This window comes from Neisseria sp. P0014.S009 (assembly GCF_051958155.1).
Classification (GTDB): domain Bacteria; phylum Pseudomonadota; class Gammaproteobacteria; order Burkholderiales; family Neisseriaceae; genus Neisseria; species Neisseria flavescens_C.
In genome coordinates this window covers 1-217 of the sequence record NZ_JBQCVS010000326.1, presented here as the reverse complement: position 1 = coordinate 217, position 217 = coordinate 1, and the positions used below count along the sequence as shown (strand labels likewise).

At 55.8% G+C, this 217-nt stretch carries 1 protein-coding gene; it reads left to right on the top strand.

What is annotated here, in order from left to right:
- On the top strand, nt 1-217 hold a 217-nt coding region (locus tag ACTHS4_RS12825), incomplete at both ends, for a hypothetical protein (RefSeq protein WP_440366073.1).

Genomic DNA, 217 nt, shown 5'->3' with positions numbered 1-217 from the left:
ACAGCGTCGAAGCCGGCGACACCACCGTGAACAACGACGGTGTGAAAGTAGGCGACGATGTCGCATTGACCCAAGACGGTGTTAAAGCGGGTGATGTCAAACTGACCAAAGACGGTTTGAACAACGCCGGCAACAAAGTGACCAACGTAGCCGACGGCGACCTCAATGCCAACAGCAAAGACGCCGTCAACGGCAGCCAACTGTTTGCGACCAACCA